The sequence below is a fragment of the Mycobacterium sp. SMC-21 genome, from assembly GCF_045310825.1.
Taxonomy (GTDB): domain Bacteria; phylum Actinomycetota; class Actinomycetes; order Mycobacteriales; family Mycobacteriaceae; genus Mycobacterium.
The window spans coordinates 1-20,681 of the sequence record NZ_JBJIAO010000005.1; the positions used below are offsets into that span (position 1 = coordinate 1).

The window sequence follows — 20,681 nt, forward strand, 5'->3', positions numbered from 1 at the left end:
ACACACCCAGCCAACCAGACACCCCAATCACAGGCCGACAGCAGCTGACCGTTCTACACCCTCAATCATGAAGAGCCAGTAAATGTTGCGGGACGCCGCTAATCGCGGTTGGTAGTGCGCCGAACGTTCTTACTCAGGTTCGGTCTTCCAGACGTCGATCACGGCGTTTAAGTCGGCATTCGATTTTACTTTCGTGAAGACCGCCATCCGACCGACCGGGAAGAATTCTGCCACATTCTCCAGAATGTGGTAATGCGGTCTGTTGATGTAGTCGTCGACGACGACTTGCCACCCGTGTGTATCCCGTAGCAGGTTAAAGCATTTCGCGGCGCAAGCCACTCGAAAGCGCCCGTCTACTAACACCAAATCTGGTGGCACATTTATGAATCGCGGATCCGAATAGCGTCGGTACAGTGCTAGGCGCTGCTCATCTGCGTGGCCGTATGGCCGTCCCCAAGGGCCCGTGCGGCCTATATCCGCGTATACCAGTTGTTGGTTTTCGCTTTCAAGTCCGGCTGCCGCAATTTTTGCGCCGACGAGACGGAGGAAGTTGGGGTCGGACTCGACTCACACCATGTTGACGCCGCGACTGGCGGCTTGGATGGTTGATCCGCCGGTGCCGTACTCAAGATACGACTTCGCATTATTCAGTTGGCCAATAAACCATTTAGTCGATTCGGCGCTGTCGAAATGCGGATTATCGGGTACCGACAATTTAGACCAGTTTTGACGTGCTTTAAATACCCAATATTCGGCAGAATGCATTTATCCCCCTATGTACAATTTCTTACCACGGACATGTCCGCGGTGGTGCACGACCTCCATTCTAGGGTCGCACCTGCACTTGATGTGCCGATTTTTGCGAAATCGTGCCGCGACTCCCGATGGATTGCGTCGACCCCATCTGCGAGGTCTTCGGGTCCCAGGAGGGTAAAGCCAAACCGCGGGCTGAATAGTGATCGTCGCGACCGGCGAGTACGATGACACAGCCTGATTCAAAGCGGCTACCGTCGGCGAGAACTTATCCGCGATAAGGTCGAGTGGCCCACAATAGGAGTTGAAGTAGACGCCTTTGATGGCGCAGGACCGAGTTGAGAGTTCAGGCCACGCTTCTTGACGAAGCTTGACCAGATGCGCTCCTGGGAGCATAACCGCGCTGCCGGTTCTTGCCAGCGCGGATTCCGCGCCCTGGTAATTGGTCGGCAGTGAATCAGTATCCGAAGGCTTGGTCGTCGGCGTCGATGTCGCGGGCGGCGTTGATCAAGTGCACATCGCCCCAAATTCGCTGCGTCACAGGCGCTTTTGTGCCAACTATAGATCGCCTGGATGGAGACCCTAAGAACCGGCAGGTTCGCCTCGACGGGCACGCCGTCATCGGCAAGGTTACCGGCCAGAGGCTCCGCCGGTGCGGGCCACTGCGGTAGCGTCGACTCGAAGCTTGGCGGGAACGGCTGTGGCAAGAGGTTGATCGTTTCGATCCTCACAGTTCAAGAGACAACCAAACCGGGGTTGTCCCATCACGGGGTCACCACGCTACGAAAGTACCCGCCTCTCGGAAATATCGGTTGTTCATGTCGCAAGCGCCCGAGCAAGTTGCATGTTAAGCCACGTCAGCGATAGTTACCCGTGACCCAGGCTTTGAACCCATGCTTTCCGAGCAGGTAACGCAGAGATTCGTACTGTTGCTTCTTACGTTTCTTACCGCGCACATCGATGTAGTGGTGGACCACTTCGATTGAAGGGTCGAACCAGCGTTTGATGCCCTTCTTCTCCAATCGGATCGCCAGATCCTGAGCCCCATGGTTGCGCATGTTGATGTCATAGCCGCCGATCGATTTGTACGCATCGGCATAGATCAGCATGTTGCCCTCGTGCAGCCAGAAAGTCTCCTGAGCTGTTGGTGCATCCAGCACGTTCGGATAGTTCTTGACGATTGGCCGGACCGCCTGCTGAATCGTGCGGGCCAATTTGGGACGGTTGCGGATCCGGTCGAGGACTGGGGGAATCGCCGTCATGTGCGTGTGCAAACAAAACGCTGGGCCGAAATTGTAAGGTTCCTGACTTCCGTCGGTGCGGCTTACCAGCCCGCCTATCGCACCCACGCCCTTGTCGACGTAGCGAGCGGCAACCTGGCGCGCCACGTCGGCGATGTTCTCGGTCTCCAGATCCATGTCGGCATCGATGAAGTGGATGAGCTCGTCGCCATCGATCACCTTGAGGACTTGATTGCGGTTCGCTGTGCAGCCCTGGTTTTGCGGGGCGACGATCATCTGCACCTGACCGCCAAACTCCTTGACCACCTCGACACTGTCATCAGTGGACCCGTCATCGAACACATATATGCGGTCGTAGCCCTGTACCAGCACCTGTGGCAGGAGCTTGCGTAGGTGGTGGCCCATGTTGTAGTTGGGAATCGCGGCAATGACCGGCAACTCGTTCGACATTACGGTTAGTGTCCCTTCCGTACTGCGTCTCAAATGACGCCTACGCCAAAATGTTTCGGGGTGCCAACGACGCCGCCGGGCAAACCGTTGCATGGCCTCTCTGTGGCCTCTCGCGCCATGCGCAAACCTACCATCCGACTGACCACCACCTCGCGACAAGCTGTGAGGTGTGGTCAGCAGACAATGCGCTTCGGCAGTTCGACGTCGGCCGTACGGTAGCCTCACAGCGATCGGCCGTGTTAGCTGGCAATTGGAAGCGCGCGTCGGGCGAGCTCGGCCCTCAGGGCTCGCTATACCTCGATGACAGCAAGCAGAAGCAAGGAGATCAGTCGTGCGGCTGACAGTATTCGGTATGGGGTACCTCGGACTCACCCACGCTGTGTGTATGGCTGAATTGGGCCACGAGGTGCTCGGGGTCGAGGTAGATCACGACAAGGTTGCCAAGCTTGCGAATGGCGAAGTGCCGTTCTACGAGCCTGGACTGGCGGCGCTGCTGAAAAAGCACCTGGAATCCGGCCTTTTGCGTATCACCACCAGCTATCAGGACGCTGCGGATTGGGGGGCGCTGTACTTCATCGCGGTCGGTACCCCACAGAAGAAGGGCGAATCGGCTGCAGACTTGCGATACGTCGAAGCTGTTATCGATGGACTCGCTCCGCTAGTGCGCAGCGAGGTGTTGATCCTCGGCAAATCCACTGTGCCCGTGGGCACATGCGCGAAGCTCGTTGACCGAGCCCGCGCTCTGTCCACGGAGGGCGAGATCGAAATCGCCTGGAACCCTGAGTTCCTCCGCGAAGGCTATGCCGTGCATGACACATTGACCCCGGATCGGATTGTGTTGGGCCGTACCGAAGGTGGCCGGGCTGAGACACTGACCCGCGAGGTGTATGCCACGATTCTTGAGCGGGATACACCGTTCATCGTGACGGACCCGGAGACCGCCGAACTGGTCAAGGTATCCGCCAACGCCTTTCTGGCTACCAAGATCTCCTTCATCAATGCGATCGCCGAGGTATGCGATGCTGTAGGCGCGGATGTGAGAGCAGTCGCCGACGCGATCGGTTATGACGCGCGCATCGGCCGCCGTTTTCTCAACGCCGGTCTAGGCTTTGGCGGCGGCTGCCTTCCCAAGGACATCCGGGCTTTTATGGCGCGTGCTGGCGAACTAGGCGCCTCGGAGGCCCTAATGTTCTTGCGTGAAGTGGACAACGTCAACATGCGGCGTCGTACACGTATGGTCGAGGTCACTAGAGCTGCCTGCAACGGGTCGCTCCTGGGTGCGAACATCGCGATCCTGGGCTCGGCGTTCAAACCGGATTCTGATGACGTCCGTGACTCGCCTGCACTTAATGTCGCTGGTCAACTACAGCTGCAGGGTGCTTCGGTCACGGTGTACGACCCGAAGGCGATTGAGAACTCCCGCAGAGTGTTTCCGACGCTTTCGTACGCGAACTCGGTTCGTGGCGCATGCGAGAATGCCGACGTCGTCCTGGTATTGACCGAGTGGTCTGAGTTCACCGAGATTAACCCGGCTGAACTCAGTGCCATCGTGCGTCGTACCACCGTGATCGACGGCCGGCTCTGCCTGGACCGTGAGTGGTGGACCAAGTGCGGCTGGCGCTATCTGACTTGACCCGTCAGGTCAGATAGCGACTGGAATCAGTCGCCAAGCTGTCCTGTCTCAGCAGCTTGCCGGTAGTTACGCGCGGCAAGGGGGCCGAACAGCGCGCTGAGAACAACGATCCAAGCAACGGAAGCCGCGAGTGGCAGCCAGAATGCGCCAGCGCCTTGCGACAGCTGGCTCATGGCCTGAATAGCCGGGGCGACGGGCTGATATTGGGCAAGGGGACGCAGTAACGCCGGGAGTTTGGCGACCGGAATGATCGCTGCGAACGCTAAACCCATGCTGGCAGTACCTACCCATGCCAGGATTGTGCGGCCTTGGTCGTGTAATGCCAACGTGATCACGATCATCGCATAGACGAGGACTACGAGACTCGGAACAGCGAGGTATGCGAGCAGTTCGATGATGTTGCCGCCAAATCGGAAGCCGAGTGCATAGCCAGTTGCCAGGATAAGTGCGCTCCCGGCGAAAGTGCGCATGGATTCGGCGAGCAGCGTCCCGATCAGCGCGCTCGCTCTTCGGACGGGCATGATCCACAGCCGGGTGAGCAGGCCGCTCTCTCGATCATGAGGCATAGTCATCCCGGCGCCCACACAACCGGACATGGCACCCGCAACCGCGCACACCGGGATCAGTACGTCAAGGCCGCTGTTGCCGGTGAGGCGGGTCATCGAGGTTCCGACTAGCAGACTATAGGCGACCAATAGAACCGTGGGAAACAGCAGCGCTTGAAGGGGCACGGTTGGGTAGCGCCGCCACTGTATGAGCAACCGGCTGGCGAATATCCAACTTTCGGTTAACAGCGAAAATTGCCGCGTTGATTGGGTATTCACTGGGCCCGCCTTTGCAACCGGAGTGCGAACATGCCGAAGACAATGAGAAGCCCAACGCACCATGCGAGGCTGACGAGCAGATTGCCTTGGTGCACGTGACCGCTGGTGAGGCCGCGCAGCGTTTCGGTGATCTGAGAAATGGGTTGGTAACGGACAAAGGGTTGTACCCAAGTGGGGAACGATCCCAGCGGAGCGAGTCCGGTCGAAAGCAGGACCAATAGCAGCTGGGGCACCATAAGTAACTGGCTGGCAACTTCGGTCCGACCAGCCTTACTGCCTGTCGCGTCGGCGCCCAGCGACAGCGCCAAGGTGAGAGTGAGAGCCAGACCGAAAAACGCTGCCACATAGCCAATGCCGCCAGCGAATCGGAATCCGAACACTGATGCTGCAGCGATTGATGCAACTGTCGCGAGTGCGCCACGTATGATGCAGTAGCTCATTCGGGCCAAGAGTGGCGCGTATTGGGAAATGGGGAGAGTGCGTAGTCGAACACCCATACCACTGGCCTTTTCGTGCGCCGCCCGATCGGTGGTGGTGAGCGCCCCAAATAACATAGCCTGAACAACCACGGCAGGCAGTACGTACTGCGCGTAACTCATTCCGCCGGTGTTGATCACATCGCGCAGCAACAAGGTTAGGCCAATTAAGCCCAGCAACGGAGCCACCGCTGCGAAGATCAAATCTACCCGACTTCGGCTGACGATTCGGGCAGTAAGAATTGTCGGCGCGTTCATGCCGTGGTCGCCGGGGTGGTGAGGTGGAGGAACACCTCGTCGAGTGAGGGGCGGCGCAGCGAGATGTCGATGAGTTCGACGCCGATCTCGTCCATCCGGCGGAATACCTCGGTCAGGGTCGCGACGCCGCCCGGCGCCGGTACCGACACCGTCGTCGCGTCGGTGTCGACCTCGATCTCGTCGAAATCGGCCAGGGCCGTGGCGATGCGCGGCAGGTCATCCGGGTTGAGCGGGGTCATCTCGCAGTAGCTCGAGCCCGTCTGGCGCTTGAGCTCGTCGGCGGTCCCGCGGGCGACGATCTGTCCGCCGTTGAGGATGACGATGGAATCGCTGAGGATGTCGGCTTCTTCCAGGTACTGCGTCGTCAGCAGGACGGTGATGCCCTGGGACTTCATCGAGGACACCAGATTCCAGACGTCGCGGCGGCTGCGCGGGTCCAGCCCGGTGGTCGGCTCGTCGAGGAACAGCACCTTCGGTGGGACCACGAGGGACACCGCGATGTCGATGCGGCGGCGCATGCCGCCGGAATACCCGCTCACCTGGCGGTCCGCGGCGTGCCCCATGTCGAATTGGGTGATCAGTTCGTCGGCCCGGCTGCGGGCCTCGCCGCGCCGCAGGCCCCGCAGGCGCCCGAACAGGACGAGGTTCTCCCGTCCGGTCAGCCGGAGGTCCAGGGCGGCATCCTGTCCGGTGACGCCGATGGACTGACGCACCTTCGCCGGTTCCTTTGCCACGTCGTAGCCGGCGACGATCGCCTGGCCCGAGGTCGGCTTGAGCAAGGTGGAGAGGATCTTGACGGTCGTCGTCTTGCCGGCGCCGTTGTGTCCCAGCAACGCACACACAGAGCCGGTGGGGACGGAAAAGCTCACGTCGCGGAGTGCGGGAACAGACCCGCCAAAAGTCTTGGCGACGTTAATGAGCTCGATCACGGAGTCATACGATACAGAGAGCCGCAGCGCATTCAATTCGCACAGCGCACGCCGTGATGTGGACATCATCACTATGTGGCGCTCGGCGAGGGCCCCATCGAGACCCCGATTCGGTTGCCGGATCTCTACGTCGGCGACAAATTTTCGGGCAAATGAATTGCGGTGCTCGTCGCCATCGCGGAACGCGCCGCCGATCGACCGCCGGGCATGACGCCGTCTGTGGTGGTCACCGGACTGAATGGACCTTGCCCAGGGTTGTCGCGAGGCAAGTCGACCCGCCGTTGTCGAGGTTGCGGTTGACCACGTATCAGCTATGTCTTAGAGTTTGCTGAATTCGTAAATATCCCTTTCTGTGCGAGGACGTGGCATGGTGCATCTCGATGTTCTCCCAGTGAAGGCGACACGCCGTCGGGGCCGCCCGGCCGGCACCGATTCGGCGCAGACGCGGGCGCGCATCCTGGACGCCGCACGCGAGGTGATCGCAGTCCGTGGCTACCACGCCACCACCATCCAGGCCATCGCCGAGATCGCCGAGTTGAGCCGTCCCACGCTGCATTACCACTTCCAGACGCGTGAGGACATCTACCACTGTCTGCTGAATGAGATCGCCACGACGATCGACCTCTGCATCGCCCGAGCGGGAGCGGAATCCACTCTGCCAGAACAGATTTCGGTACTCGTCACCGAATTCCGCAACGCTGGTGTCCATGAACCGGGCAGTGTGGCGCTGCTGGTCAGCTCCTATCTGGAGGCCGACCGGTTGCCGGCCCCGCGCAGGGACGCGAAGGCGGCCGTCCGCAAATTCATGGACCAGGCTGTACGCGACGCCGTGGCGCGCGGTGAGTTGCCTGCCGAGACGGCTGTGGCCCCTGTGGCGGACCTGCTCTACACCATGGTGTGGGGGCTCGGCTTCTATGCCGGGCTCGTGGCCGACCGGGATCGCGTCGAAGCGGTAACTAAGCAACTGCAACAGGTGTTGCACAAGGGGTTGCTGGTGGGTCCCGTGGCAACAGCGGCCGCGCCCACGTCGTAGTCCCGCCGACGACACAGCGCCCGACACGCCGAGAGGTGTCGGTGGCCCGTTTTAGACTGGCAGCCCTATGAGCCAGTTCGTGCACCTCCACAATCACACCGAGTACTCGATGCTGGACGGTGCGGCGAAGGTCAAGCCGATGGTGCAGGAAGCCATCCGGTTGGGTATGCCGGCAATCGGCATGACCGACCACGGAAACATGTTCGGCGCCAGCGAGTTCTACAACACCGCCACCAAAGAGGGCATCAAGCCGATCATCGGCATCGAGGCGTACATCGCGCCCGCGTCGCGCTTCAACACGAAGCGCATCACCTGGGGCGATCCGAGCCAGAAGAGCGACGACGTCTCGGGTAGTGGTTCGTACACCCACATGACGATGGTCGCGGAGAACGCGACCGGTCTGCGCAACCTGTTCAAGCTGTCGTCGCTGGCGTCGTTCGAGGGACAGCTCGGCAAGTGGTCCCGCATGGACGCCGAGATCATCGCCGAGCACTCGGCGGGCATCATCGCCACGACCGGCTGCCCGTCGGGTGAGGTGCAGACCCGGCTGCGGCTCGGTCACGAGAAGGAAGCTGTCGAGGCCGCCGCGAAGTGGCAGGAGATCTTCGGCAAGGAGAACTTCTTCCTCGAACTGATGGACCACGGCATCGAGATCGAGCGCCGGGTTCGCGAGGGCCTGCTGGACATCGGCAAGAAGCTGGGCATCCCGCCGCTCGCCACCAACGACTGCCACTACGTCACCCGCGAGGCCTCGCACAACCACGAGGCGCTGCTGTGTATCCAGACCGGCAAGACGCTGTCCGATCCGACGCGGTTCAAGTTCGACGGTGACGGCTACTACCTCAAGTCGGCCGAGGACATGCGGGCCATGTGGGATCACCAGGTACCCGGTGCCTGCGATTCGACGTTGCTGATCGCCGAGCGCGTCGAGTCCTATGCCGATGTCTGGAAGTTCCACGACCGGATGCCGATCTTCCCGGTGCCCGAGGGCGAGACGCAGGCCACGTGGCTGCGCAAAGAGGTGCTGCGTGGTCTGGACCGGCGCTTCCCGGGCGGCCCGCCGCAGGAGTACCTCGATCGCGCCGAGTACGAGATCAGCGTCATCGTGCAGATGGGCTTCCCGGCGTACTTTCTCGTCGTCGGTGACCTCATCAGCCACGCGCGCGAAGTGGGAATCTGGGTCGGCCCCGGCCGAGGTTCGGCCGCAGGTTCGCTGGTGGCGTGGGCGATGGGCATCACCAACATCGACCCGATCCCGCACGGTCTGCTGTTCGAGCGGTTCCTCAACCCCGAGCGCGTGTCGATGCCCGATATCGACATCGACTTCGACGACCGCCGCCGTGGCGAGATGGTGCGCTACGCCAGCGAGAAGTGGGGCAGTGACCGCGTCGCCCAGGTCATCACCTTCGGTACCATCAAAACCAAAGCGGCACTGAAGGATTCGGCTCGAGTCCATTACGGGCAGCCGGGCTTCGCCATCGCCGACCGCATCACCAAGGCGCTGCCGCCGCCGATCATGGCCAAGGACATCTCGGTGGCGGGGATCACCGACCCCAACCACGAGCGGTACAAGGAAGCCGCCGAGGTCCGCGCGCTGATCGACACCGACCCCGACGTGCGCACCATCTACGAGACCGCCCGCGGTCTGGAGGGGCTGGTCCGCAACGCGGGTGTGCACGCCTGTGCGGTGATCATGAGCTCCGAACCGCTCATCGACGCCATCCCGATGTGGAAGCGCGCCCAGGACGGCGCCATCATCACCGGCTGGGACTACCCGTCGTGTGAGGCCATCGGCCTGTTGAAGATGGACTTCCTGGGCCTGCGCAACCTCACCGTCATCGGTGACGCGCTGGAGAACATCAAGGCGAACCGGGGCATCGATCTGGACCTCGACCACCTGAGCCTGGACGACCCGAAAACCTACGAGCTGCTGGCGCGCGGCGACACGCTGGGCGTGTTCCAGCTCGATGGATCCGCGATGCGCGATCTGCTGAAACTGATGCGGCCGACCGGCTTCGAGGACATCGTGGCCGTCCTGGCGCTGTACCGACCGGGTCCGATGGGTGTGGACGCGCACACCGACTACGCGAAGCGCAAGAACGGGCTGCAGGAGATCAAGCCCATCCACCCGGAGCTCGAAGAGCCGCTGCGCGACATCCTTTCCGAGACTTACGGTCTGATCGTCTACCAAGAACAGATCATGCACATCGCACAGAAGGTCGCGGGCTACTCGCTCGGCCAAGCAGACCTGCTGCGTCGCGCGATGGGTAAGAAGAAGAAGGAAATCCTCGACGAGGCGTACGGCGGCTTCGCCGACGGTATGAAGCAGAACGGCTTCTCTCAGGCGGCCATCACCGCGTTGTGGGACACCGTGCTGCCGTTCGCCGGCTACGCGTTCAACAAGTCGCACGCCGCCGGCTACGGCCTGGTGTCGTTCTGGACCGCCTATCTCAAGGCCAACTATCCGGCCGAGTACATGGCGGGTCTGCTGACGTCGGTCGGCGATGACAAGGACAAGGCCGCGGTGTACCTGGCGGATTGCCGACGCCTGGGAATCACGGTGCTGCCACCGGATGTCAACGAGTCGGTGCACAACTTCGCCTCGGTCGGCAAGGACATCCGCTACGGCCTGGGCGGTGTGCGCAACGTCGGAGCCAACGTGGTGCAGTCCATCATCGCGGGCCGGACCGACAAGGGGAAATACACCGATTTCTCCGACTACCTCAGCAAGATCGACATCACGGCCTGCAACAAGCGGGTCACCGAATCCCTGGTCAAGGCAGGCGCTTTCGACTCGCTGGGCCATGCCCGCAAGGGCCTGTTCCTGGTGCACGCCGATGCGGTCGACTCGGTGCTCGGCACCAAGAAGGCCGAGGCCATGGGTCAGTTCGATCTGTTCGGCGGCGGTGACGCGGGGGATGCCGGCGATGCGGCCTTCACCATCAAGGTGCCCGACGACGAGTGGGACGACAAGCACAAGCTCGCCCTGGAGCGAGAGATGCTGGGCCTGTACGTTTCCGGCCATCCGCTCAACGGCGTCGCGCACCTGCTCAACGCGCAGGTGGACACCCAGATTCCCGCCATCCTCGAAGGCGCGGTCGCCAACGACAGCCAGGTCCGCATCGGCGGCATCCTGGCGGGCGTGGTCCGGCGCGTCAACAAGCAGGGATTGCCCTGGGCCTCAGCGCAATTGGAAGATCTCAACGGTTCGGTGACGGTGAACTTCTTCCCGAAGACCTACGCCGTGTTCGGTGCCGACATCATGGACGACGCCATCGTGCTGGTGAGCGGCAAGGCCCGCGTCGAAGACGAGCGGGTGTCGATCTTCGCGAGTGACCTTGTGGTGCCCGACTTCTCGAACGCGCAGGCCGACCGTCCGCTCGCGGTGAGCCTGCCGACGCGGCAGTGCACCCCGGAGAAGGTCAGCGCGCTCAAGCAGGTGCTGGCTCACCACCCGGGCACTTCTCAGGTGCATCTGCGGCTCATCAGTGGGGACCGCATCACCACCCTGGAACTGGACCAGACGCTGCGGGTGACACCGTCGTCGGCGTTGATGGGTGACTTGAAGGCGCTGCTGGGGCCGGGCTGCCTCGGCGGGTAGTCCGGGTGGTCCCAGTTCAGAAGCGGTAGCGCAGGATCCGTGCCTTCCGCGCGCCGGCGCGGGTGCACCCGGTCAGCCGGGTGGCGAACCGCAGCACCGGGGGAAACAGGTCGACCTCGGGCTGATGGGCCAGGCTGGCCTCTTCGACGAGCTGCATGCGGGGATTCCAGCTCAAGGGGTGCCGGGCATCTTTGAAACCCGCATAACCCAGTTGGCTGCCAACGTCTTTGAACATCTGCTGCGGCAGGTACTTGAAAGCCGCGAGGCTGATCGGTCCGAACTGTCCGTAGTCGTTGAACGCCAGCTCGCCGCGGTGGAAGTGTTCTGTGACGCCGCGGAACACGCCGGCGATGACGGGCTCGGTCAGGAACGCGAACAGCCCGTCTGCCACGAGCATGGTCGGCCGGTCCGCAGGAATGCCTGCCGCCCAATCCTTTTCGGCCACCGATGCCACCACCGTCCGAGAGCGCGGATTCGCCGGCAACAGCTGCTCACGCAGCGCGGAAATGCCGGCCAGGTCCACGGTGTACCAATCGACCGTCGGCGGCGGGGCCACCCGATGGAAGCCGCTGTCGAGTCCTCCGCCCAGATCGACCACGACCGCATCGGGGTGCGCTGCGGTGAATGCAGATACGCGGGCATCGAGCATCTTGGCGCGCAGCGCGGTCTGACAGACCACGCTGGTCTGGACTCCGAGCGCGGCGAAGTCGTAGTCGATGCCCGTCACTGCCGAGTCCGCCCAGGTGTCACGAAGAATCGAGCGGGGCCTGCGGCTGTCCAGAGCCCGCGCATACACGGTGAGCAGGGCAGTCCGTTCCACAGGTGTCAGTGACGTGACAGCTATTCCCATCGTTCCGACCATACGCCTGCATCTGAGCTGAACGTTCTGCCCAAAATGTTTAGCGCCCTGCGGATTTCGTGTTTGGCCGCCGCCGCGACGAATTGATGCTCAGGCTGTCGTGCAGGCGAACTTCAGCCCGATGCCTTCGGGCGCCGGCAGCACCGGCGTCAGGCAACCGAAGGTCTGGATGCCGGCGTTGCTGAACCGGACCGCGGTACGGCGCGCGTAGTTCACGCAGACCGGCCCGGTGGCGTCGGCGCGGCATTGATAGTCGCCGAACCGCAGGCTCTGTCCGTCTTTCAGTTTGGGTCCGGTGCCGGCGTTGAATCGGCCTGGATCGCCGTGTACCGAACCGACTTCCGCGGTGGGGCCTTCGAAATCGACCCAACCACCGACCCAGTGGCCGTAGGTGTCGGCCGGTTGCGGCGGTGGGGACGTCAGGTGCATCAGGCATGCCAGTGCACCGTTGAAGCTCTTGTCGGTGATGCAGTTGGCGCCTGACGCTGTGGTGAACGCGATGTCGGTGCCGAGATCGGTGGGCGTGCCGTCGCGTGTCGCGGTGTGGAACCCGGCCGGGTCGGCCGGGGTGCCTGCCTCCACCCAGGCGATCACGTCGGCGACGGGCGCGCCGGCGGGCGGCGGCGTGGTGGGCGCGGCCTTCGGCGCCGCGGTCGGGGGACGACTCGCCGGGGCGGTGGCCGACAGCGACGGCTCGGAGATCGCCACGCCGGGCTGTCCGTGCTGGTCCGAATTGGCGGCACAACCGGCAACCAGGGCACATGCCGCGAGGGCCACCGGAAGTCGCATGCCCGCCAGGGTAACCGGCACCACCCCAACACGCGGTTCAGGCACCCCGAGGATTACAGATTTTCGATAGTGTCCAGTTATGCACGAACGTACCGTCCGCGTGACTATCGACAGCGGAACCATCGAGGGGTTCACCCGCGACGGCGTGCACCGCTGGCGTTCCGTACCCTACGCGCGGCCCCCGGTGGGCCCGTGGCGCTACCGGGCCCCGCAACCCGTGCAGCCGTGGCGCGGCGTGCGCTACTGCCATGGCTTCACCTACTGTGCGCCGCAGGAGCGCAAGTACACGATGCTGAGTGTGGGCAAGTATCAGCCGATGGGCGAGGACTGCCTGACCCTGAACGTGGTGACGCCCGAGCAGCACACCGGTGAGCCGCTGCCCGTGATGTTCTTCATCCACGGTGGCGGTTACATCCTCGGCAGTTCCGCCACCCCGATCTATGACGGCGCCGCGCTGGCACGGCGCGGCTGCGTCTTCGTCTCGGCCAACTACCGGCTGGGCGCGCTCGGCTGCTTCGATGTGTCCACCCTGGCCACGGCTGAGCACCCGCTGGACGACAATCTGTTCCTGCGCGACCTGGTGGCGGCGCTCAAGTGGGTGCGGACCAACATCGCGGTGTTCGGTGGCGATCCGGACAACGTGACCATTTTCGGGGAGAGCGCCGGGGCCCACGCCGTGGCGACGTTGCTCGCCGTGCCGCAGGCGAAAGGCCTTTTCCACCAGGCGATTGCGGAGAGTCCCGCCAGTGGCATGGTGCGTTCACCCGACGCGGCCGCCCAGTTCGCGAAGCAGTTCGCCGCAGAGCTGGGCGCCGGCGAGCGGGACGGTGCGGCCGCGCTGATGGCGGCGAGGCCCGCTGAGCTGCTGGCCGCGCTGGACCGCGTCATCCGTGGTGCGGTGACCGACATGCCGGGCGCGTTCCCCGCCGGGCCGGCCTGCGGAACCGAGTTCCTGCCCGAAGATCCGATGGTCGCGATGCGCGAGGGTCGGGCTCATCAGGTGCCGCTGATCGTGGGGAGCAATGCCGACGAGGGGCGTCTGTTCACCAAGTTCATGCAGCTGCTGCCCACGAACGAGGCCATGATCGAACGCATCCTGGCGCATGTCCCGGCGGAACAGCGCGCCCGGATCACCGGCGCGTATCCGGGCTACCCGCAGTCGGCCGATGCCTGTATCAAGCTCGGCGGCGACTTCGCTTTCGGCACCGCGTCGTGGGAGATCGCCGGGGCGCACATGCGCCACGCACCTACCTATGCCTACCGGTACGACTATGCGCCGCCGGCACTGCATTGGACTGGTCTCGGTGCCACGCACGCCACCGAACTGCTCGCGGTCTTCGACGTGTACCGAACCCCGCTGGGTTCGGTACTGACGGCCGCCATGGACCGCAAATCGGCGCTGCGGATCAGCAATGACGTCCAGAACCGGTGGCGGGCGTTCGCCAGGACGGGCGTCCCCGGCGAGAGCTGGCCGCGGTACGACGCCGACGACCGCGCCGTGCTGGTGTTCGACCGCAGGACCCGCGTCGAGTTCGATCCCCGCGCCGAGCAGCGTCAGGCCTGGGAAGGCTTTTCACTGGTCAACGGCTAGGGCCTACTTCTTGACCACCTGGGTGCCGCCGGCGAGTTCGTCGTGCCGGCCCTGCTTGCAGGGGCTGGAGTTGATGGTGACGGCGATGAAGATGTACGCGATGAACGCCAGCAGCCCGCCGACCCACGGGATGATGGGCAGCAGTGTGAACGAGTTGCGGATGGCCGACTGCTTGAAATCGGGCTTCGCCATACCGTGGGGCCCACGCACACTCAGGCCCAGCAGCATCTTGCCCGGCGTCGCGCCGGCCAGCACCTCGAACAGCACGAAGTACAGGAAGGTGCCCAGTCCGGAGAACAGGCCGGTCACCATGACGTCGGACATCGAGCCGATCGAGAAGGCGCCGAAGAAGGCCAGGACTCCGACGATCAGTCCGTCGATGAACCGCGCGAAGAAACGGGGCACCAGGTCACCGGGATGCACCGGGGTGGGTGCGCCGTAAGCGCCTGAGGTGGGGTAGTTCTCGCCGTAGGTCAAGGCGTCAATTTACTGCCGACCGGCCAGCAATATCTGGCTTAGCCGCGTAGTGGTGGCCTGGCCGTCCGCATTGCCGCCGGCGCCGTTCAACGCATTCATGACGGCGAGGGTGAAACGTTGTCCGGGCCCGGCGAATCCGACGGTGTTGGTCACCCAGCCGCCCTGCTCGTCGGACCAGCCGTCCTTGTTACCGGGCGCCATGCTCGGGCCGGCGCCCCAGACACCCCACTGCTGGATGGGGTCGACGTGCTGCATGGCATTGACGATCCAGGCTGTCTCGTTGGGCCGCAGCTTGGTCAGCATGTAGTTGACCATCTGGTCCAGATCGTCGGTGGTGGACTTCTGAAAGCCCCAGTACGGGAACATGTCTCCGAATCCGCGCTGTGGTTGGACCCGGGTCATGCCGAAATGCGGGAAGTCGTTGTTGAAGATGGTGTGGTCGGGTCCGCCGTACCGGGTCCACAGGGTGTCGGCGGCGTCGTTGTCTGAGGTGTGCAGCATCTTGCCCATCAGGGCGATGTCGTTGTCGGTGAGCCGCAGCAGCCCGGCGCTCTGCCGGGCGAACAGGTCCACCACCATGCCCAGCTTGATGGTCGAGGCCGTCCAGACCATGTCCCCCGCATGCGAATTGCGGTACACCGCACCGGTTTTTCGATCACGAAGCACGTATCCGACGGTGCCCGGCCGGGTCGCCAGATAGGCGTCCGCCGCCGCGACGCGTTGCTGCGCATCGCAGGCGCCGGTGCATTCGGCACGGGCGGTGGGCAGTGCGGTCCCGGTCAAAAGCGTTGCGACCAGTGCCGCCCTGAGCAGTTTCACGCCGGTAGCCTCCCAGATCTCGGTCAGTGTCATTCGGTGCCGACGGCCTCTGGCCGGGGCCACGTCGGCAGCGGCACGGGCCCGTCGCCCGGGCGCAGCCGGTCGAGCACCGCCCGCAGCGGTGGCCAGTTGGTGCGGCCCTTGCGGGTGACGGCGTAGGCGGTGTGGATCACCGTCGGCCCGGCCAACGGGACGACCTTGATGCCCGCGCTGGTGGGCCGTTCCAGCGGCAGCAGCCCGACGCCGTACCCGGCGACGATCAGGTCCTCGACCAGTTCCAGGCTGTCGATCTGATGGGCGATGCGCGGGGTGAATCCACTCAGCGCACCTAGTGTGCGGACGGCGTCCTCGTCAGCGGTGTTGCGGGAGTTGACGATCCAGGTCCGGTCCGCGTACTCGGACAGTTCGGCGGGTCCGTTCGCCTCATCGGCCGGCAGGCCCAGCCCCCATGGAATCGACCACAGGGCAAAGCCTTCCAGGAGCGGGCTGGGGGAGGCCGGAGCCAGGTTGTAGTCGTAGGTCAGGGCCAGGTCCAGGTCGTCGTCGGTGAGCAACGCGAACGCCTCGATGGGCTCGTATTCGCTTATCGCAACATCGATTCCGGGGTGTTCCCGGGTCAATTCCGCCAGGATCGGCAGCAGCGAGACGCGGATGCCGGTGGCGAAGCCGCCGATCCGCAGGGTGCCGACGGGTTCGGCGCCGGAATCGAGGTCGAGGCGCGCCGCGTCGACGGCGGCGAGGATGGTCACCGCATGGTCGGCGAGGCGCTGTCCGGCCGGTGTCAGCCTGACCCGGCGCCCTTCCGGTTCGATCAGTTGGGTGCCGGTTTCCTTGGCGAGCGCAGCGATCTGTTGCGACACCGTCGACGTCGTGAGATTGAGGTTCTCGGCGACGGCTCGCATCGACCCCAGGCGCGACAGCGCCAGCAGGAGGCGCAGCCGGCGGGTGTCCATCTCATCATTGTCCAGGGAATCTGCACGATTCTGCGTGTTCCGGCCCGAAGTTATGAATATTTAGCCAATGTGCGACGATCCGAAAATGACCGCACGCCCCGCCCACTTCGTCCCGATCGACGCCGATCGGGTTCAGCCGACCCGATTCGCCCAGAGCTTGTGGGGTGAAGACCACCTCAACGGCCCGGCGGTGGTGGGGCTGGCCGCGCACGCGCTGGAGACCGCGTTCGGATTGCCCGACTTTCTGCCGGCCCGGCTCACCGTCGACCTGTTCCGTGCCGCGCGCGGCGTGCCGACGACGACCGCGGTGAAGTTGGTCCGGGACGGACGACGGGTGCGCAATTCCGAGTGTGACGTGGTGCAGGACGGCGTGACTGTCGCCAGGGCCACGCTGGTGCAGTATCGGCTCGCCGAGGCGCCTGCTGGTGAGGAGTGGTTCGCTACAACCGATTTCGAGCCGCCCGCGGTGATCGATGACGGCCTGGCGCCGTACATCAGCAGTGACGGTGTCGGCTGGACGCGGGCGATCGCCGAGCATCAGAACACCGGTCGCAAGCGTTACGTCAACCGGCCCATCGACGTCATCGAGGGGCAGGTCAACACCCCGTTCGTCCGGGCCGCTGTGACGGCCGAGGGCACCAGCATGGTCACGAATCTGGGCACCGCGGGCATCGGCTACATCAACGGCGACCTCACTGTGGCGTTGACGCGGCTGCCGCAGGACGACTGGGTCGGAGTCGAAGCCGAGACGCACTGGGCGGCCCATGGCATCGCGGTGGGAGCCACCACGTTGTACGACAGTGCTGGACCGATCGGCACCGGCCTGACCACCGCGGTCAGCAATCCCGCCGCTCAGATCGACTTCGGCCACAGCCGGTTCCCCGAGCGGATCCGGCGGGAACTCTAGCGCAGGTTTAGCACCGGGACGCCTGCGGTAACCAAGGACTGTCCGAGCAATCCGTGGGGTGGACACCCCGCAATCATCTGATTGGAGGATCGCGATGAGGATGAAGAAAACAGTCGTCACCACTGCTGTTGCCGGTGCACTGTTCGCCGGCGCCGCAGGTGTCGGCGCAGGCATGGCCACGGCCGGCATGACGCCGCCTCCCGGGCCCACCGTGACGGCGCCGCCGTCATGGGCACCGCCGAAGCCGGCGGAACCGGCGTGGTCGATGGGTAATCCCCAGGTCTGGGATGCCGGATGGAACCACTGGGGCGTGTGGGTGAACGGCACGTTCGTTCCGACGTTCTGATCGGTTCTGATCCGGATCACGAAGAGGCCGTTGTTGCAGTCGTTGCAACAACGGCTTCATTCATGAATTGCGAACGATATGTCCATGATTATCACGTGGACATGAACGGTCTTCCTCCCGTTCAATACGACGCATGACCACCGCAGCAGCCCGCAACGGCGCACTGATGACCGTCGCGTCCATGATGTCGGTGCAGCTGGGCGCGGCGCTTGCGGTGAAGCTGATGGACGGGATCGGGCCGGCCGGCGTGGCTTGGCTTCGCCTTGCCTGGGCGGGTGCGCTGATGCTGTTGTTCGTCCGCCCGCGGCCGGCGTCGTTCACCCGGTCGGCGTTCCTGTCGTGTGTCCTGCTCGGCATCACCACCGCCGGGTTCACCCTGCTGTTCATGGTGGCGGTCTCCCGCATTCCGCTCGGCACCGCGAGTGCCCTGGAATACCTCGGCGCGCTTGCCGTCGCAGTGGCCAAGGGGCGCGGACGCGGACGGCTGCTGTTCCCCGCGATGGCGGGCACCGGCGTCGTTCTGCTGACCCAACCGTGGGCTGCTGCCGTCGACCCCGTGGGTGTGCTCGCGGCGCTCGCTTCAGCGGTCTGCCTCGGTGCCTACATCCTGCTGACACAGCGCGTCGGCGACGAGGTCTCCGGCATCACGGGTCTGGCGGTGTCCATGCCGGTGGCCGGGCTGGTCGTCACCATGGTGGCCGGTCCGTCTGTCGTCGGCCATCTGACGCCGCACCTGCTGCTGGCCGGCCTGGGTCTGGCCATCCTGTTGCCGGCCATCCCGTTCACGCTGGAGATGCTGGCCCTCAAGCGCCTCACCGCGGCCGCGTTCGGCACGCTGATGAGCCTCGAACCCGCATTCGCCATGATGCTTGGGCTGATCGTGCTGCATCAGGTGCCGGGGCTGCCCGCCGTCGCCGGTCTCGCACTCGTCGTGCTGGCCGGTGTCGGCGCCGCCCGCAGTGGCGCTCGACCCGTGGCCGGAGCGGACCACCAGGAACCGGTCCTCGTGGTCGAATAGGGGCATGACGCCACCGGCCACCGCGCTCACCGCCTCGCCGTTCACCGGCCGCACCCCCAGCCGGGCCGGGGACCTGTCGGTGGAAACCCATGGCATCGCCCCGGTTCCGGCCGACCGCCGGTACGGCACGCCGGGCCGGTTGTTCACGGTGTGGTTCGCGCCGCAGATCAACATGACGTGCGTCTTCACCGGCGCGATGATCGGCGCGCTCGGTCTGGGGTTCTGGCTGGCGATGCTGGCGATGCTCGTCGGCACGGTGCTCGGGTCGCTGGTCGTCGGCTACCTCTCCACGCTGGGCGCGCGCACCGGCACCGCGCAGCTGCCCGGGGCGCGGCTGGCTTTCGGCGGTTTGATCGCGGTACCTGCTGTGCTGCAATGGCTCTCGTCGGTGGCATGGGACGCACTGGTCGGTCTGTTCGGCGGCGAAGCGCTCGCCGTCCTGCTCGGTATCCCGTTCTGGGCGGCGGTGCTGATCGTGCTGGGCGTGCAGGGTGCGGTCGGGTTCATCGGCTACGAGCTGATCCATCGGCTGCAGGCCGTTCTCACCGTGGTGTTGTTCGTGACGTTCGTCGTGTTCGCGGTCAAACTCGTTGCCGGACAACAGGTTGTGACGCCGGCGACCGCGCACGGCGCCGACCTCGCCGGCGCCTTCGTGCTGGCGGTCACCATTGCCCTGAGCCTGGCCGTGTCCTGGGCCAGCTATGCCGCCGACTTCAGCCGCTACCTCCCGGCGGATTCCACGCCGCGCAAGGTGTTCGGGTTCAGTTTCGCCGGGCTGGCCGCCGCGTACGTGTTCGTCGAGACCATCGGCATCGCCGCGGGCAGTCTCATCACCGACCAGACTGCCGAGGGCGTGCGGTCGGTGATGGGCGGGGGAGCACTGGGTGCCATCGCGCTGGCGGTCATCGCGCTGGCATCGGTGGGCTCGGGCGTGATGAACGACTACAGCGGTTCCCTCGCCCTGCAGACGCTGGGCGTCCGCGTACGGCGGCCAATCTCTTCGCTGGTGGTGACGGCGCTGGCATTCGGCCTCATCCTGTGGCTCCACACCGGCGACACCGCAACGCGATTCACCAATGTGCTGCTCCTGATCAGCTACTGGATTCCCGCCTTCGCGGCCATCGTGATCGTCGACTGGCGCCGCCGCAGCCGCGGCCGGCAGACGGTGGATCCCGCGGCGGAGACGACGCCGCGCGCCGATGCCATTGCCGCGCTCGTCGCGTTCGCGGTGGCTTACGGCGCCGCGATCCCGTTCATGAACACCACGCTGCTGCAGGGACCCGTCGCCGTGGCGTGGCATGGCGCCGACATCGCGTACTTCGTGAATTTCGTTGTCGCACTGGTGGTCTACGGCGGCTACCGGCGGTGGCGAGCGTCGCGAGTGTGAGTCCTATGCAGGTGATTTCGCGAAAATCCCTGCGTAGGACTCACAGTCGTCAGATCGGGCAGCCGGCCCACGGTCCAGCCTTCGGCTTCGAGCAATGCGATCCGATCGATATCCCACGACCGCTGCCGGCGGTCCGTCCAATGGTGCACGCCGTCGTACTCGACTGCCACTTTCCACTCGGGCCATCCCATATCGACGCGGATGTGGAGGTGACGGAACTCGATCTGCGTTTGTGGCGTCGGTAGACCCGCACCGACTAGAACGAGCCGCAATCTGCTCTCCTGCGGGGACTCCGCACCCCCGTCGACCAGCCCAAGCATGGCTCGCAGTCTCGCTG

Annotated in this window: 18 protein-coding genes and 1 pseudogene; 8 read left to right on the forward strand and 11 right to left on the reverse strand. The window is 64.4% G+C overall.

Going from position 1 to position 20,681, the window contains the following annotated elements; translation table 11 throughout:
• Positions 1-567: 567 nt before the first annotated feature.
• From ACJH6H_RS07185 to ACJH6H_RS07195, 3 genes and pseudogenes are all read right to left on the reverse strand, one after another.
• Positions 568-765: a hypothetical protein gene (locus ACJH6H_RS07185; RefSeq protein ID WP_406774527.1), complete on the reverse strand. Its 198-nt coding sequence runs from the start codon at positions 763-765 to the stop codon at positions 568-570.
• Between the two features lie 192 nt (positions 766-957).
• A pseudogene (locus ACJH6H_RS07190) lies at positions 958-1,412 on the reverse strand (IS3 family transposase); the annotation flags it as partial.
• A 198-nt stretch (positions 1,413-1,610) separates the two neighbouring features.
• Positions 1,611-2,444 (reverse strand): glycosyltransferase, encoded by an 834-nt coding sequence (locus tag ACJH6H_RS07195; RefSeq protein ID WP_346414685.1) that lies wholly within the window; start codon positions 2,442-2,444, stop codon positions 1,611-1,613.
• Positions 2,445-2,775: 331 nt separating this feature from the next.
• Between ACJH6H_RS07195 and ACJH6H_RS07200 the strand changes: the two genes are divergently transcribed.
• On the forward strand, positions 2,776-4,077 hold the full coding sequence (locus ACJH6H_RS07200) for a UDP-glucose dehydrogenase family protein (protein WP_406774528.1): 1,302 nt from the start codon (positions 2,776-2,778) through the stop codon (positions 4,075-4,077).
• A 26-nt stretch (positions 4,078-4,103) separates the two neighbouring features.
• Here the strand turns inward: ACJH6H_RS07200 and ACJH6H_RS07205 are convergent, their stop codons facing one another.
• Genes ACJH6H_RS07205 through ACJH6H_RS07215 form a run of 3 tightly spaced genes read right to left on the reverse strand, consistent with a single transcriptional unit; the run spans position 4,104 to position 6,564 of the window.
• The gene (locus ACJH6H_RS07205; protein WP_406774529.1) at positions 4,104-4,901 is read right to left on the reverse strand and encodes an ABC transporter permease; all 798 of its coding nucleotides are present in this window, start codon (positions 4,899-4,901) and stop codon (positions 4,104-4,106) included.
• Entirely contained in the window at positions 4,898-5,635 is a 738-nt protein-coding gene (locus tag ACJH6H_RS07210; RefSeq protein ID WP_406774530.1) for an ABC transporter permease, read from the reverse strand. The genes ACJH6H_RS07205 and ACJH6H_RS07210 overlap by 4 nt, the downstream gene beginning before the upstream one ends.
• Positions 5,632-6,564, reverse strand: a complete 933-nt coding sequence (locus ACJH6H_RS07215) for an ATP-binding cassette domain-containing protein (protein WP_346414689.1) — start codon at positions 6,562-6,564, stop codon at positions 5,632-5,634. The genes ACJH6H_RS07210 and ACJH6H_RS07215 overlap by 4 nt, the downstream gene beginning before the upstream one ends.
• Positions 6,565-6,931: 367 nt before the next feature.
• On the opposite strand from ACJH6H_RS07215, the gene ACJH6H_RS07220 reads away from it, so the two are divergent.
• Positions 6,932-7,597: a TetR/AcrR family transcriptional regulator gene (locus tag ACJH6H_RS07220; RefSeq protein ID WP_346414690.1), complete on the forward strand. Its 666-nt coding sequence runs from the start codon at positions 6,932-6,934 to the stop codon at positions 7,595-7,597.
• Positions 7,598-7,664: 67 nt separating this feature from the next.
• Positions 7,665-11,198, forward strand: a complete 3,534-nt coding sequence (gene dnaE / locus ACJH6H_RS07225) for a DNA polymerase III subunit alpha (protein WP_406774531.1) — start codon at positions 7,665-7,667, stop codon at positions 11,196-11,198.
• A 16-nt stretch (positions 11,199-11,214) separates the two neighbouring features.
• On the opposite strand, the gene ACJH6H_RS07230 is transcribed toward dnaE, so the two are convergent.
• Both ACJH6H_RS07230 and ACJH6H_RS07235 read right to left on the reverse strand, forming a co-directional pair.
• Positions 11,215-12,048: a class I SAM-dependent methyltransferase gene (locus tag ACJH6H_RS07230; protein WP_293021718.1), complete on the reverse strand. Its 834-nt coding sequence runs from the start codon at positions 12,046-12,048 to the stop codon at positions 11,215-11,217.
• Positions 12,049-12,147: 99 nt separating this feature from the next.
• Positions 12,148-12,846, reverse strand: a complete 699-nt coding sequence (locus tag ACJH6H_RS07235) for a hypothetical protein (protein ID WP_406774532.1) — start codon at positions 12,844-12,846, stop codon at positions 12,148-12,150.
• Between the two features lie 79 nt (positions 12,847-12,925).
• On the opposite strand from ACJH6H_RS07235, the gene ACJH6H_RS07240 reads away from it, so the two are divergent.
• On the forward strand, positions 12,926-14,437 hold the full coding sequence (locus ACJH6H_RS07240; protein WP_061006094.1) for a carboxylesterase/lipase family protein: 1,512 nt from the start codon (positions 12,926-12,928) through the stop codon (positions 14,435-14,437).
• A 3-nt stretch (positions 14,438-14,440) separates the two neighbouring features.
• Here ACJH6H_RS07240 and ACJH6H_RS07245 read toward each other — a convergent pair whose 3' ends face one another.
• Genes ACJH6H_RS07245 through ACJH6H_RS07255 form a run of 3 tightly spaced genes read right to left on the reverse strand, consistent with a single transcriptional unit; the run spans position 14,441 to position 16,686 of the window.
• Positions 14,441-14,914 carry an RDD family protein gene (locus ACJH6H_RS07245; RefSeq protein ID WP_061006093.1) on the reverse strand — a complete coding sequence of 158 codons (474 nt, stop codon included), beginning with the start codon at positions 14,912-14,914 and terminating at the stop codon, positions 14,441-14,443.
• Between the two features lie 9 nt (positions 14,915-14,923).
• A complete protein-coding gene (locus ACJH6H_RS07250) occupies positions 14,924-15,733 on the reverse strand; it encodes a tat pathway signal sequence (RefSeq protein WP_406774533.1) in 810 nt (269 codons plus the stop codon).
• Positions 15,734-15,762: 29 nt separating this feature from the next.
• Positions 15,763-16,686 carry a LysR family transcriptional regulator gene (locus ACJH6H_RS07255; RefSeq protein WP_318985092.1) on the reverse strand — a complete coding sequence of 308 codons (924 nt, stop codon included), beginning with the start codon at positions 16,684-16,686 and terminating at the stop codon, positions 15,763-15,765.
• Between the two features lie 85 nt (positions 16,687-16,771).
• On the opposite strand from ACJH6H_RS07255, the gene ACJH6H_RS07260 reads away from it, so the two are divergent.
• The 4 genes from ACJH6H_RS07260 to ACJH6H_RS07275 all read left to right on the forward strand — a co-directional run bounded on the left by ACJH6H_RS07260 (position 16,772) and on the right by ACJH6H_RS07275 (position 20,344).
• Complete coding sequence (locus tag ACJH6H_RS07260; protein WP_061006110.1) at positions 16,772-17,593, forward strand: acyl-CoA thioesterase domain-containing protein; 822 nt, start codon at positions 16,772-16,774, stop codon at positions 17,591-17,593.
• Between the two features lie 100 nt (positions 17,594-17,693).
• On the forward strand, positions 17,694-17,939 hold the full coding sequence (locus ACJH6H_RS07265) for a hypothetical protein (protein WP_406774534.1): 246 nt from the start codon (positions 17,694-17,696) through the stop codon (positions 17,937-17,939).
• Between the two features lie 133 nt (positions 17,940-18,072).
• Positions 18,073-18,957, forward strand: a complete 885-nt coding sequence (locus ACJH6H_RS07270) for an EamA family transporter (RefSeq protein ID WP_406774535.1) — start codon at positions 18,073-18,075, stop codon at positions 18,955-18,957.
• A gap of 4 nt (positions 18,958-18,961) precedes the next feature.
• A complete protein-coding gene (locus ACJH6H_RS07275; protein WP_406774536.1) occupies positions 18,962-20,344 on the forward strand; it encodes a purine-cytosine permease family protein in 1,383 nt (460 codons plus the stop codon).
• Positions 20,345-20,681 lie beyond the last annotated feature (337 nt).

What these genes read in the sequence shown, in the direction of transcription:
- ACJH6H_RS07235 (WP_406774532.1), bottom strand. Translation starts at nt 12,846, where the DNA reads ATGCGACTTCCGGTGGCCCTCGCGGCATGTGCCCTGGTTGCCGGTTGT.
- ACJH6H_RS07220 (WP_346414690.1), top strand. Translation starts at nt 6,932, where the DNA reads ATGGTGCATCTCGATGTTCTCCCAGTGAAGGCGACACGCCGTCGGGGC.
- ACJH6H_RS07230 (WP_293021718.1), bottom strand. Translation starts at nt 12,048, where the DNA reads ATGGGAATAGCTGTCACGTCACTGACACCTGTGGAACGGACTGCCCTG.
- ACJH6H_RS07260 (WP_061006110.1), top strand. Translation starts at nt 16,772, where the DNA reads ATGACCGCACGCCCCGCCCACTTCGTCCCGATCGACGCCGATCGGGTT.
- ACJH6H_RS07270 (WP_406774535.1), top strand. Translation starts at nt 18,073, where the DNA reads ATGACCACCGCAGCAGCCCGCAACGGCGCACTGATGACCGTCGCGTCC.
- ACJH6H_RS07240 (WP_061006094.1), top strand. Translation starts at nt 12,926, where the DNA reads ATGCACGAACGTACCGTCCGCGTGACTATCGACAGCGGAACCATCGAG.
- ACJH6H_RS07185 (WP_406774527.1), bottom strand. Translation starts at nt 765, where the DNA reads ATGCATTCTGCCGAATATTGGGTATTTAAAGCACGTCAAAACTGGTCT.
- dnaE (WP_406774531.1), top strand. Translation starts at nt 7,665, where the DNA reads ATGAGCCAGTTCGTGCACCTCCACAATCACACCGAGTACTCGATGCTG.
- ACJH6H_RS07195 (WP_346414685.1), bottom strand. Translation starts at nt 2,444, where the DNA reads ATGTCGAACGAGTTGCCGGTCATTGCCGCGATTCCCAACTACAACATG.
- ACJH6H_RS07210 (WP_406774530.1), bottom strand. Translation starts at nt 5,635, where the DNA reads ATGAACGCGCCGACAATTCTTACTGCCCGAATCGTCAGCCGAAGTCGG.
- ACJH6H_RS07255 (WP_318985092.1), bottom strand. Translation starts at nt 16,686, where the DNA reads ATGGACACCCGCCGGCTGCGCCTCCTGCTGGCGCTGTCGCGCCTGGGG.
- ACJH6H_RS07265 (WP_406774534.1), top strand. Translation starts at nt 17,694, where the DNA reads ATGAAGAAAACAGTCGTCACCACTGCTGTTGCCGGTGCACTGTTCGCC.
- ACJH6H_RS07275 (WP_406774536.1), top strand. Translation starts at nt 18,962, where the DNA reads ATGACGCCACCGGCCACCGCGCTCACCGCCTCGCCGTTCACCGGCCGC.